Raw genomic sequence first — 12,282 nt, 5'->3', positions numbered from 1 at the left:
AGACGCAGCGGCCCGGGGCTACGGCACGCTCGGGCCGCTGATGTACGTCCCGTCGGCAGTGTACGGCCAGGCGTTGGGCAGGCAGCCGTTCAGCCCGTAGATCTGCTGCATCATCGCGGGCGCCAACTTGCCCTTCCCGGGGCAGCCTTCGTGCCCGTGGCCGATGCGGTGACCGACCTCGTGGTTGACGATCAGGGCTCGGTAGTCGTCGATGGACCCGGTGAACTGCGGCGAACCACTGGTCCAGCGCTTGATGTTGACCATCACCTGGCGGCCGACGTCGCAGTTCACCTCACCGCCGGTGCTCAGACCGGCGGTGGCGCAGATCTTGTCCACGGTCTCGGGCGAGGCGATCTTCACCGTGAAGTCGTACGTACCGTCCGAGACCAGCTGGAAGCCGTTCCGGCCGTCGGTGGTCCAACTGCGCTTGTCGGAGAGGATGCTGTGGATCTGGGCAGCGGTGGCCTGCGGGTCGATGCCGATACCGTCCTCCACCTCCACCTTGTAGCGGCGGATGGTGCCATGGCCGACGGCGGCGCCGTTGGCGGCAGCGGTGGTGAAGGTGCCCTTGCCCCTGCCGTTGGCCTGCGCAGGTGTCGACGGCGGGGTGCTGCCCGGCTGGGTGCTCGGTGGAGCGGCGCTCGGCTCGATCGCGTCGGGTGCGGGCGTCTCGCCCAGGGGCGGGATCGCCCTGGCCTGTGCGGTCGGGCCGCTGCCGCCCGGCGTGCCGTCCTGCCCCAGCAGGTTCACCGTCACCCCGCCGACCACCGCCAGGGCCCCGACCAGCGCGATCCCCAGGGTGAGCCGCCGCCGTGCCCGACGCCGGCGCAGCTGCTGGGCGCGCCTACGGCTCCGAGAGGGCGCGTTCCTGGACGTGGGGGCTGCTCGCACTGCGGACGCTCTCTGGTCGGCGACAGGACATGACGGTGTCTCAGGTAGGTGTTCGACTTCCGTCGACTCACCCTTGCACGCAAGTGCCCCGGGTGTCCACATACTCGGTATGCATGGTGCGATGAGGCGGCCCAGGTGCTGACTCTGGGTCAACCGTCCTTCCGGATATGTGTCTGAGTGATGGTCAGGCAGGCGAGTGGCCAACCCCAGGGGCGCGGGGAACTGCGCGAGGCGGGAGACTGCAGGCGGTTTCCTTCCGATCTCGCGCAGTTCCCCGCGCCCCTGGGATGCTCACACCTGGTCGGTGCACCTACCGGCGAAGTCGGCCTGCGATTGGCGAGGAGACTGGGCATGGGCGAGGACAGCCGCTGGATTCCTCCGCTGCGGGCGGGGCGCCGGCCGGCCGGGGCGGCCCTGCTCGGGTGGCTGGACGACGAGCGGGCGCCGAGGCTCTGCCGGGTCTCAGGCGCCCGAGGTGCCGGAAAGAGTCACCTGCTGGCCTGGCTGGTGAGGGCCGGTACGGCGCCCGGGACGCCGACCTCGCACCGGGTGCACACCGTGCTGCCGGCCGCCGGGGTCACGGTCCGCGGCGCGGTCTGGATGCTGGGGCGGCGGTACGGCGTCGTCGCTCGCTCTCCCCGGGAGTTGCTGGCCGCGCTGGCCGAGGACGAGCGCCGTACGGTGATCTGCGTGCCGGAGCTCGGCCGGGCCGTGCAGCCGGCCCGCCTGGTCTCCGAACTCCTCGACCCGCTCCTGGAGTTGCCGCATGTCAGGCTGCTGGTCGAGGCCTCCACCGGCAGCCCGGAGGCCGAGGCCTTCAGGGCCGTGCCGAGCCCGGCTGTGCTGGACCTGGACGAGCCGCAGTGGACGGACCGGGACAGGTTCGCGTCCTGGTGCGCGGAGCAGGGCGCCGATGCCTATGCCTACCCCAGCCCCGGCCTGGCGCTCGGCATGCCACGGGAGCCGGCACCGGAAGGCCTGGAGCAGCTGCTGGCCCGCGTCCCGGTGGGCCCGGTCGGCTCGCCGGACCTCACGGCGGCGGGCGAGGACCTGCTCACCGAGCTGTGGACGGCCACGGCCCGTACCGGCGGCCTCGCCTCCCTGGCCGCAGACCCGCTGCTGCACGCCTTGGCCGGCCCGCTCGCGGTGACCGCGGCGCTGGAGGAGGCGGACAGCCCGTTCGCGCAGGCGTGGGACGCCGCCGGCCCCGCGCTGATCGAGGAGGCCGACCCGGCGGTACGGGTGGCCGTCCTGCGCACCCGGCTGCTCGGGCCGGGCGGCGACGCGCCCGCCCGGTCTGCCGGTGGTCGGGCGGCCGGTGGTCGGGCGGCCTGGGCAGGCCACTGGGCGGACTGGCGGTCGGGCCCGGCGGTCTCCACGGCGGTGGGGGCAGGCCCCTCCGCGGGCCGGCTGCTGCTGGCGGACGTGAGCGGAGCGGTGCGTACGGTCGAGGCGGCCACCGGCCGGGCGCTCGGGCAGGTCGCCGTGCCCGGCCCCAAGCCGCTGCGAGGGCTCGCCGTGTCCCCCGGCGGCTCGGTGATCCTGCTGGACGTCTGGGGCGGTACGGAGCTGGTGCCACCCGCAGCGGCGGCAGGGGGCCTTGAGCCGTACGCCTTGGCCGAGGCCCTGGCCGTCCTGCGGGACGCGGCCGCGGAGATCAGTGCTGTGGCCGTGGCGGCGGGCCTCCCGGAGACCGCGCCCGCGGTCGGCGACGCAGCCGGGGCGGTGCACCGGTACGAGAACGGCGAGGTGTGGAGCGAGCGGCTGCACCGCGGCCCGGTCACCGCGCTGGCCGCTGCCACCCCCGGAGGCACGGCCGCGCCCGGCCTCCCGCTGCTGGTCAGCGGGGGGTTCGACGGCGTCGTGCGGCTATGGGAGCCGGGTACGGAGCCGAGGGCAGAGCCCACCGACCGGCGGGACTGTCCGGTGACCGCCGTCGCCGTGGGTGAGACCCCGGGCGGGGCGGCGGTCGTCGCCGCCTGGGCCGACGGGCTGGTCCGGGTGCGACAGCTGGGCGACCCGGACGAGGTGCTCGATCTGCGGCTCGGCTCGCAGGTGTGGTCGCTGGCGCTGACCGGCGGACTGCTGGTGCTCGGCACGCCGGACGGTGTCGCCGCGGTCGGCTTCGAGACCGCCCGCACCGGCTGACGGGCAGGATCACCACCCGCTGCCCGACGCCAGGGCCGGGCAGCGGGCAGCGGACGGGCCGGTTGTCAGCCCAGGGTGTCGGCGGCGGCAGGCGAGCTGTCACGCAGGAACTGCGCGCAGCGCTCCGCCTCGTTCTTCTCGTCGATGGCGGCGGCCGCCCGGCCGAGGGCGTGCAGGGCGCGCAGGAAGCCGCGGTTCGGCTCGTGCTCCCACGGCACCGGGCCGTGGCCCTTCCAGCCGGCCCGGCGCAGGGCGTCCAGGCCGCGGTGGTAGCCGGTGCGGGCGTAGGCGTACGACTCGACGGTGCGGCCGGCCGCGAAGGCGTCGTCGGCCAGCTGCGCCCAGGCGAGCGAGGAGGTCGGGTACTTCGCCGCGACCTCGGCGGGCGAGGCACCCCCGGCCAGCAGCTCCAGCGGGCCGGGCTCGGCCGGCAGGTGGGTCGGCGGCGGACCGCCGAGCAGGTTCTCGTGAATGCTCATGGGCTCCAGTCAACCACCGTCCGGGTGTGCCTGTGCCCCCGCACGGCAGACCGTACGGGGGCACAGGGACGAGCTGACTACTTGATGCGGTTGCCCGCCGAGCGCAGGCTCTGGGTGGCCTCGACCACGCGGGCGGCCATGCTCGCCTCGGCGAGCTTGCCCCAGGTGCGCGGGTCGTAGGTGTTCTTCTTGCCGACCTCGCCGTCGACCTTCAGCACGCCGTCGTAGTTGCGGAACATGTGGTCCGCGATCGGGCGGGTGAAGGCGTACTGGGTGTCGGTGTCGAGGTTCATCTTCACGACGCCGTTCTCCAGCGCGGTGGCGATCTCCTCGGCGGTGGAGCCCGAGCCGCCGTGGAAGACGAAGTCGAACGGGTCCTTCTTGCCGTACTGCTTGCCGATCTCGTCCTGCAGCTCGCGGAGCAGCTCGGGCTTCAGCACGACGTTGCCGGGCTTGTAGACGCCGTGCACGTTGCCGAAGGAGGCGGCGAGCAGGTAGCGGCCCTTCTCGCCCAGGCCGAGGGCCTCGGCGGTGCGGACGGCGTCGTTGACGGTGGTGTAGAGCTCGTCGTTGATCTCGTGCGAGACGCCGTCCTCCTCGCCACCGGTCGGGGTGATCTCGACCTCGAGGATGATCTTGGCGGCGGCGGCCTGGGCGAGCAGCTCCTGGGCGATGGCCAGGTTGTCGTTCAGGGTCTCGGCGGAGCCGTCCCACATGTGCGACTGGAACAGCGGGTTCTGGCCCTTGGCCACGCGCTCGGCGGAGATCGCCAGAAGCGGGCGGACGTAGCCGTCCAGCTTGTCCTTCGGGCAGTGGTCGGTGTGCAGCGCGACGGTGATGTCGTACTTGGCGGCCACGATGTGCGCGAACTCGGCGAGCGCGACGGCGCCGGTCACCATGTCCTTGTTGTGCTGGCCCCCCAGGAACTCCGCACCACCGGTCGAGATCTGGATGATGCCGTCGCTCTCGGCCTCGGCGAAGCCGCGGAGGGCGGCGTGCAGGGTCTGGGTCGAGGTGACGTTGATGGCCGGGTAGGCGAACTTGCCCGCCTTGGCCCGGTCCAGCATCTCGTTGTAGACCTCGGGAGTTGCGATGGGCATGCGAATCCGCTCCTGTCGGTGTGCGGCGTACGGACGGCCTGTCCGACGCTCGGTACGCCTTCGGTACGACGTGAGGTACCGGGTGGCCGACGCGGCTCTGCGGTGCGGCTGTTGGTACCAGGGTTCGAGGCTTCCGCCGCGGTACGTCAGAGAGGGTGTTCTGCGACCTCGGGGGCGGACGCCGGTGCCATCTTCCCAGACTCCCCCTCCGAGGTCACCCAGCGGCCCGCCACCTGGGACGGAAGGGGCCGGGTGAGGCTTCCGGGACGCCCGGGGCGCCGGTGCGGAAAGGGAGCTTAAGCGTTCCGAAAGGCGGGAGCGCTATCCTGCGCCCGTGGACACCATGAACCAGCTAGCCGTCAACGTGCTTGACGCCAAGTCGCTGATCTCGTCACTGGGCGCCATCGGCCTGCTCGCGATCATCTTCGCCGAGACCGGCCTGCTGGTCGGGTTCTTCTTCCCCGGCGACTCACTGCTGATCCTGGCCGGTGTGGCCGCCTCCAGCGCCGCCTCCTCGGTGCTCGGGGAGGGCGCCCGCCTGCCGATCGCGGTGCTGCTGATCGGCGCGCCGGTCTGTGCGGTCGCCGGAGCGCAGCTGGGGCACTTCTTCGGTACCAAGGTCGGTCCACGGCTCTTCGACAAGCCGGACTCGAAGATCTTCCGCCGCGAGTACGTGGTGAAGGCCGAGGAGTACTTCGACAAGTTCGGCCCGGCCAAGGCCGTGGTGATGGCCCGGTTCATCCCGATCGTCCGGACCTTCCTCAACCCGGTCGCGGGCACCCTGGAGATGCCGGCCCGGACCTTCTTCGTCTGGAACGTGGTCGGCGGCGTCCTGTGGACCGAATCGATGCTGCTGATCGGCTACTTCGCCGGTGCCGGGCTGGCGCCGGTGATCGACAAGTACCTGATCCCGGCGATGGCGCTGATCATTCTGATCTCGGTCTCGCCGATCCTGGTCGAGGTGCTGCGTGAGCGGAAGAAGAAGAAGGCGGCGGCGGCCGAGTCGGCCGACCACGCCGACCCGGTGGGCGGCCGCCACCGCAAGGGCTGACGACGCGCGACGGCCGGTGTTTCACGTTGTTTCACGTGAAACACCGGCCGTCTTGCTGTCCGGGGCCGTGCGGGCCTTGTGCGCTGTCCCGGGCCGTTCGGCCGTCGGGGCTCAGCCGAGGTCGAGGTCCTCGAGGGTGTAGGCGGTGTAGTACGGCAGGCCCGCCTTCTCGATCGCCGGGGCCGCGCCGCGCTCCACGATCACCGCGACGCCGACCACCTCGGCGCCCGCCTCGCGCAGCGCCTCGACGGCCGTCAGCACCGAGCCGCCGGTGGTGGAGGTGTCCTCGACCGCCAGCACCCGGCGGCCCTTCACGTCCGGGCCCTCGATCCGGCGCTGCAGGCCGTGCGCCTTGCCGGCCTTGCGGACCACGAAGGCGTCCAGCTCGCGGCCGCGCGCGGCGGCGGCGTGCAGCATCGCGGCGGCCACCGGGTCGGCGCCCAGGGTCAGACCGCCGACGGCGTCGTAGTCCAGGTCCGCGGTGGCGTCCAGCATGACCCGGCCGACCAGCGGTGCGGCCTGGGCGTCCAGCGTGATGCGGCGCAGGTCGACGTAGTAGTCGGCCTCCAGCCCGGAGGAGAGGGTGACCTTGCCGTGCACGACGGCCTTGTCCTTGATCTGCGCCAGCAGGGCGTCGCGGTCGTTGCTCATGAGCAGCCAGTCTAGGCCCTGTGCGGTCGGCCCCGACGGCCTCGGCTCACCGCCGGCGCAGGGCGCGGACCAGCACCACCGCACCACCGAGCAGCGCCACCCCGCCGCCGATCACCCACGGCATCGCGCTGCGCTCGCCCGCCGAGCCGTCGACCGGCACCGCCTCGGCCCCGCCCCAGCGGGTCGCCGCCCGGGCCCTGGCGCTGCGGGCCGGCAGTGCCGGGGCGTACCGGCCGCGCGGCGGGGCGTGGTCGACCTCCTCGGCCGAGCGGCCGACGATGCTGCGGCGGACCGGGCCGCCCAGCAGCGAATCGGCCGTCAGCGGGTCGGGCTGGTACTCGTACGAGAGGTCGGCCGGGCTCTCGGGGACCTCGGCGCTGGAGAACGCGTCGGAGTCCGAGAAGGCGATCAGGTCGGAGAGGTCGTCGTCGAGGTCGGCCCCGAAGTCGGCGGCGGCGTGGTCCTCCAGGTACACCACCGTCGCGGTGGGCGGCTCGGCGTCGCCCGCCTCGGCGGCGAGGGCGGCCGCGAACCGGTCGAGCAGCCGTCGGCCGGCCGCCGTCAGGACGTCGGCGTCGAAGTCCGTCAGCCGGCCGGTCGCGCTCAGATCGCCGCCGAACCGGACGGTCGTGCTCTCGACGTCCTCCTCGGAGCCCTCGTCGGCGCTCTCCGTGTCGTCGGCGCTGTCCGTGTTGTCGATCACCGTGATCCGGACCGTCGCCGTCGCCGCACCGCTGCCGCGCGCCTCCTGCCCCTCGGCGAGGACGGTCAGCACGCCCTCCCGCCCCTCGATCAGCGAGAGGACGCCCCGGTACGTGATCGTGGAGCCGGCGATCCGCAGCCGCAGCCGGCCGTGGAGCTCCTCGCCGGCTGGGCTCTCCCCGTCGGCGTCGAGGCTCAGCCCTGGCACGCAGCGCACCAGCAGCTCCGGGTCCCGCAGGGACTGCTGGACGACGGCGGCCGGCAGTGGGACGACAACCTCATGCTCCATGTCCGCGAGCCTACCGATCCGCCCGGCCGCTGCGGAGGGTTGCCGCCAGGTTGGCCCGTCCGGCGTTGTTCTCTTAGCCCGACCGGCGCACGGCGGTGGTGGGCCGTGCGCCAGGGGCCGGCTCAGCCGAGCAGCGTGCGCGGCGCCGGCGGGTGGGCCGGACGGCGCGCGGCCAGGCGCTGCGCGGAGGCGCGCAGGCCCTCGATGGTCAGCGAACGCGGCTGAGGTGCGTCGGCGGCCAGGCCGAGCGGCGGTTCCTCCCGGCCGGCCAGCACGAAGGTCTGCCCGGCCTTCGTGCTGCGCCGGCAGTGCCGCGCGCCCTCCGCCCCCTCGTACGGGACGGTCCGCAGCCCGGCCGTGCGCAGGCCGGCCTCGGCCGACCAGAGGCCCGGGCCGACCGGGCCGGTCCGTACCGCCAGCCGGCCGCCGGGTGCGAGCAGGCGGGCGGCCAGGCCGTAGAACTCCTGCGACTCGAAGGTGCGGCTGCGCCCCTGCCCGGGGCCCGGCAGGTCCGCGATGACCGCGTCGAAGGGCTGGTCCCCGGCCGGGTGCCCGAGGCGCAGCCACTCGAGCGGGTCGGCGGTCACCAGCCGGACGCGCGGGTCGTCGAAGGCCCGCTCGCTCAGCGCGGCGAGCGCCGGGTCGCTCCGGACCAGTGCGGGCAGCGCCGGGTCGAGCTCGACGACCAGGACCGACCGCACCGCCGAGTGCCGCAGCACCTCGCGCAGCGCCAGCCCCTCCCCGCCGAGGACCAGGACCCGGCCGCTCGGACCGGCCGCCAGGGCGGGGTGCACCAGGGCCTCGTGGTCGCTGTACTCGTCCGGTCCGCAGACCGCCAGGCGGCCGTCCAGGAAGAGTTCCAGGGGCGCCGCAGCGGCCGGCCGGGGCCCGGTCCACTGCGGAGGGACCCGTTCGGGAGCGCTCTGGACGGGGTCGAGGCGCGCCGGACCGGCCAGCACGATCTCCTGGTAGCGGCTCTGGGTCGCGAAGCGGACGTGGGCGCCGTACAGCGCCTGCCGGGCCGCCCGCTCGATCGCACCGGTGAAGGCGGCGGCGACCGCCAGCGTGACCAGGACCAGCCCGCAGCCCGTCCAGAGCAGCAGCCGGGCGCGCGGCGGCGGCTCGTCGCGGAACAGCCAGAGCACCACTGCCGCTCCCGCGACCGCGTTCACCGCACCGGTCAGCAGAGCCCCGGTGGCCTGCCCGAAGCTGGGCAGCAGCAGGAAGGGGAAGGCCAGGCCGCCGATCAGCGCGCCCACGTAGTCGGCGGCGAACAGATCGGCGGCGGCCCGGCCCGCGTCCTCCTGCCGGATCCGCTGGATCAGCGTCATCAGCAGCGGGATCTCGGCGCCGATCAGGGTGCCGATCACAAAGGTCATTCCAACCATTCCCGCCATGGTGGCGCGGTACTGGTCCAGCCAGGCCCAGCACGAGTACAGCACCAGGACGGAGAGCCCGCCGATCAGCGCCAGTGCGCACTCGACCAGGGCGAAGGACATCGCGGGGCGCCGGGTGAGGCGCTTGGCGAGCAGCGAGCCCACGCCCATGGCGAAGACCATCACGGAGAGCACCACGGAGGTCTGGGTCATCGAATCGCCGAGCAGATAGCCGCCGAGGGCGACCAGTTCGAGCTCGTACACCAGGCCGCACGCCGCGCAGACGAACGCGGCGAGCAGCACCAGCGGCCGGGCCTGTCTGGGCCGGCCGCCGCCCGGTATGGCGTCCCGGGCCCGGATCGCCCGAGCCCCGATCTCCCCCAGCAGGGAAGGATCTTCGGGATCGATGCCCGGCTGAACAGGTGGACCCGCCGGATGATTGATCATGGACAAACGCTAGGCGACACGTGCCACCGATAGCTGCACCCATTCGACGGACCGTGCGGTGCACTGCATTGACGATTCATCAGCATGAGCTATCGGCTTGATTCTTCAGGGTGAACGTTCCGGCCCGTACTTCCGTCCGCCGTGCTGCGCACCACGAGCGAGGAGCGGGTGCAGACCAGCCGGCCCTCCTGCGGGTACGCGTGCCAGGTGCGCCACAGCACCCGGTGCCGGCCGCCGTGCGCGACCAGCGCCGTGAACGCGCTCGGGTCCCCCGGGAAGATCCCGGCCAGCGCGCAGGGATGCCCCTCCACCAGCGACAGCAGCTCCTGGGCCCGGGCCGCGAAGACGTGCGGCGGCAGCTCCTCGATCCGGGCCGCGAACTCGTACTCCCAGCCCGCGACCTGCTTGGCCACCCGGGCCGGCAGCGGGGTCTGCCGCCCGGGCAGGCAGGCGACGGTCTCCAGGCACTCGCCGGGGCCCGCCGCCAGGATCACCTGGTGCGAGGCGCCGAGCAGCCGTAGTTGCAGCGTGCCTCCGGTCCGGGAGGCGGCGCGGCCGGGGCCGTCGGGCCCCAGGTTGTCGAGACTCAGATTGCGCACCGCCAGCGCGGGCAGCGGCTCGCCGCCCAGGCACCACGCCAGGTCACCGGCGCGGGTGTCCGTGTAGGAGGTCTGCAGTGTGGTGAGCATGCTGGGCTCCGCATTCAGCTCCGTACGCGCCCGCCGTGCAGCATCCGACTCGGCCGATGGCGAGGCTGTTCGAGGCTGTGCGGTCCCTGGCGCGGCCGACCGTGGAAGGAAGGATTCCGGCTGGAGATTCAGCAGCAGAGAAGCACGAATTCTCCGGGTCCGTCAGGGATTTACCCATCTTTGCCAGGCATTCACCGTTCTGGACGCAGCCGCGTCCAGGGACTGATCGAGCGGATGAATGACTCTGCCCGCCGCGCGCCCCCTCACCGGAGCGCGCGCCGTGCGAGCCGGAACTGCGCCGCGTGCGCGCGGAGCGCGGCGGGGCCGGTCACGCCGGCCACGTCTGTGCCGGAATGCGACTGGTCGACCGTCAGACCGCTTCCACGCCCCGGGCGGCTCAGAGCCTCCGCAGGCGTGACACCGCTTCCTGAAGGACGTCGTCGCGCTTGCAGAAGGTGAAGCGGACCAGGCTGCGGCCGGCTTCGGCGTCGTCGTAGAAGACCACGTTGGGGATGGCGACGACGCCGCAGCGGTCGGGGAGGGAGCGGCAGAACTCGAGGCCGTCCTTCTCGCCGAGCGGGGTGATGTCGGTGGTGATGAAGTAGGTGCCCTCGGGCTGGAACACCTGGAATCCGGCGGCCGACAGGCCGCCGGCAAGGAGGTCCCGCTTGCGTCGGAGGTCGGTGCGCAGGGTGTCGAAGTAGGTGTCCGGAAGGCGCAGGGCCTCGGCGACGGCGTACTGGAACGGGCCCGCGCTGACGTAGGTGAGGTACTGCTTGGTGGTGCGTACGGCGGCGACCAGGGGCGCGGAGGCGGTCACCCAGCCGACCTTCCAGCCGGTGAAGGAGAAGGTCTTGCCGGCCGAGGAGATGGAGACCGTGCGTTCGCGCATGCCGGGGAGGGCGGCGATGGGGTGGTGGCCGCCGCTGAACACCAGGTGTTCGTACACCTCGTCGGTGACCACCAACAGGTCGTGCTCGAGGGCGAGTTCGGCGATGGTGGCCAACTCGGACGGGGTGAGGACCAGGCCGGTGGGGTTGTGCGGGGTGTTGATCAGGAGCAGCCGGGTGCGCGGGGTGATCAGGGCGCGGAGCTCGTCCAGGTCGGGGCGGAAGGACGGGGCGCGCAGCGTCAGCGGTACCCGGGTCGCGCCGGCCATCGCGATGCAGGCGGCGTACGAGTCGTAGAAGGGCTCGAAGGCGATCACCTCGTCGCCGGGTTCCAGCAGGGCCAGCAGGGCAGCGGCGATCGCCTCGGTGGCGCCGGCGGTGACCAGCACCTCGGTGTCGGGGTCGTAGGTCAGGTGGTAGAAGCGCTGCTGGTGCTCGGCGAGGGCGGTGCGCAGTTCGGGGATGCCGGGGCCGGGCGGGTACTGGTTGCCGCGGCCGTTCAGCACCGCGTCGGCGGCCGCCTCGGCGATCTCGCGCGGCCCGTCGGTGTCGGGGAAGCCCTGGCCCAGGTTGATCGAGCCGGTGGCCGTGGCCAGCGCCGACATCTCCGCGAAGATCGTCGTTCCCAGCCCCGCCAGCCTGCGGTTCAACAGCGGCCTCGCGCCCATCCCGGCTCCTCACACCTCGTAGTCGCGCCCATCTTCCGCGCCCGCCCGCCCGGGGACAAGCCCGCCGCGCCCGCCGTGAGCCCAGGGACAAGGCCGCCGCGAGCCGGGGGGCCGCACGCCGCAGGCCCGCCCTCACGAGTGGGGACGGGCCTGCGGCAGGAGTGTGTGAGGTCAGCCCTCGTCGGAGGCGTCGCCGTCGGCCTCGCCCTCGCCCTGCTCGCCCTCGATCTCCTTCTGGAGGCCGAGGCGCTCGACGATCCACTGCTCGAAGCCGACAGCGGCCTGGGTCCAGTTGGCGGTGGTCGTGACGAAGTAGTCCAGGTTGACGCCGGTGCCGACGATCATCTGGGACTCGCCGATCAGGCGGACCACGCCGTCCTCGTGGGTGTGGGTGTAGACCTTGGGCCAGAGGGTCTCGCGGTTCCACTCGTCGATCAGGTCGAGGATCTCGCCCTTGTCCTCGAGCGGGTAGGCGCGGTCGTAGAACGCGCGGACCGCGAAGAGCTCCTTCTGCTCGCCGCGGAACATGTAGTAGACGCGGAAGCCGTCCCACGGCGCGGTGAGGTCACCCTCATCGTCCACGAGGTGCTTCAGCTGCATCTGGTCCAGCAGCTGGGTCACCAGGGCCTGGTCCGGCACCACCACCGGCGGCGGGCCGGCGGGGCCACCGCCGGGCTGACCGCCCTGCGGGGGCTGGGGCGCGCCGAAGGAGGGGATGGAGGACGGGTCGATGCTCATGGGAGGTCCTTATATTCTCAGTACACAAGGGTGGCTGGGACTGAGGGGCCGCCCTTCCAGGTCTCCATCCTGCCTCATTCGGCGCCCGCGACACAGGGGCTCCCCGCCGCGCGCCCGGAAGATCCCCGACCGGCCGCTCCGCAGAGCGGGCCGGAGGCCCGGC

The 12,282-nt window shown here is 73.0% G+C and carries 11 protein-coding genes; 2 read left to right on the top strand and 9 right to left on the bottom strand.

Annotated features, from left to right (window positions below; translation table 11 throughout):
- Positions 1-18 precede the first annotated feature (18 nt).
- Complete coding sequence (locus tag FB465_RS17640; protein ID WP_246192704.1) at positions 19-891, bottom strand: DUF3152 domain-containing protein; 873 nt, start codon at positions 889-891, stop codon at positions 19-21.
- 351 nt (positions 892-1,242) lie between these two features.
- Between FB465_RS17640 and FB465_RS17635 the strand changes: the two genes are divergently transcribed.
- Positions 1,243-3,039 carry a WD40 repeat domain-containing protein gene (locus FB465_RS17635; RefSeq protein WP_145791828.1) on the top strand — a complete coding sequence of 599 codons (1,797 nt, stop codon included), beginning with the start codon at positions 1,243-1,245 and terminating at the stop codon, positions 3,037-3,039.
- Positions 3,040-3,104: 65 nt separating this feature from the next.
- Here FB465_RS17635 and FB465_RS17630 read toward each other — a convergent pair whose 3' ends face one another.
- Both FB465_RS17630 and fbaA read right to left on the bottom strand, forming a co-directional pair.
- Complete coding sequence (locus tag FB465_RS17630) at positions 3,105-3,518, bottom strand: DUF3151 domain-containing protein (RefSeq protein ID WP_145791826.1); 414 nt, start codon at positions 3,516-3,518, stop codon at positions 3,105-3,107.
- A 77-nt stretch (positions 3,519-3,595) separates the two neighbouring features.
- The gene (gene fbaA, locus FB465_RS17625; RefSeq protein WP_281292387.1) at positions 3,596-4,624 is read right to left on the bottom strand and encodes a class II fructose-bisphosphate aldolase; all 1,029 of its coding nucleotides are present in this window, start codon (positions 4,622-4,624) and stop codon (positions 3,596-3,598) included.
- 337 nt (positions 4,625-4,961) lie between these two features.
- On the opposite strand from fbaA, the gene FB465_RS17620 reads away from it, so the two are divergent.
- Positions 4,962-5,669: a DedA family protein gene (locus FB465_RS17620; protein ID WP_145797409.1), complete on the top strand. Its 708-nt coding sequence runs from the start codon at positions 4,962-4,964 to the stop codon at positions 5,667-5,669.
- Between the two features lie 111 nt (positions 5,670-5,780).
- Here the strand turns inward: FB465_RS17620 and pyrE are convergent, their stop codons facing one another.
- The 6 genes from pyrE to FB465_RS17590 form a co-directional block, all read right to left on the bottom strand.
- On the bottom strand, positions 5,781-6,320 hold the full coding sequence (gene pyrE, locus FB465_RS17615) for an orotate phosphoribosyltransferase (protein ID WP_145791822.1): 540 nt from the start codon (positions 6,318-6,320) through the stop codon (positions 5,781-5,783).
- A gap of 46 nt (positions 6,321-6,366) precedes the next feature.
- On the bottom strand, positions 6,367-7,311 hold the full coding sequence (locus tag FB465_RS17610; RefSeq protein WP_145791820.1) for an SRPBCC family protein: 945 nt from the start codon (positions 7,309-7,311) through the stop codon (positions 6,367-6,369).
- Positions 7,312-7,433: 122 nt separating this feature from the next.
- On the bottom strand, positions 7,434-9,134 hold the full coding sequence (locus tag FB465_RS17605) for a spermine/spermidine synthase domain-containing protein (RefSeq protein WP_145791818.1): 1,701 nt from the start codon (positions 9,132-9,134) through the stop codon (positions 7,434-7,436).
- 89 nt (positions 9,135-9,223) lie between these two features.
- Positions 9,224-9,823 (bottom strand): DUF2617 family protein, encoded by a 600-nt coding sequence (locus FB465_RS17600; RefSeq protein ID WP_145791817.1) that lies wholly within the window; start codon positions 9,821-9,823, stop codon positions 9,224-9,226.
- Positions 9,824-10,220: 397 nt separating this feature from the next.
- Positions 10,221-11,381 carry a pyridoxal phosphate-dependent aminotransferase gene (locus FB465_RS17595; protein ID WP_145791816.1) on the bottom strand — a complete coding sequence of 387 codons (1,161 nt, stop codon included), beginning with the start codon at positions 11,379-11,381 and terminating at the stop codon, positions 10,221-10,223.
- Between the two features lie 171 nt (positions 11,382-11,552).
- Positions 11,553-12,119, bottom strand: coding sequence for a type III secretion system chaperone family protein (locus FB465_RS17590; protein WP_145791815.1), 567 nt, complete (start codon positions 12,117-12,119; stop codon positions 11,553-11,555).
- Between the last annotated feature and the right edge of the window lie 163 nt (positions 12,120-12,282).

The sequence above is a fragment of the Kitasatospora atroaurantiaca genome (assembly GCF_007828955.1).
Lineage (GTDB): Bacteria > Actinomycetota > Actinomycetes > Streptomycetales > Streptomycetaceae > Kitasatospora > Kitasatospora atroaurantiaca.
This window is presented reverse-complemented; position numbering and strand designations above follow the sequence as displayed.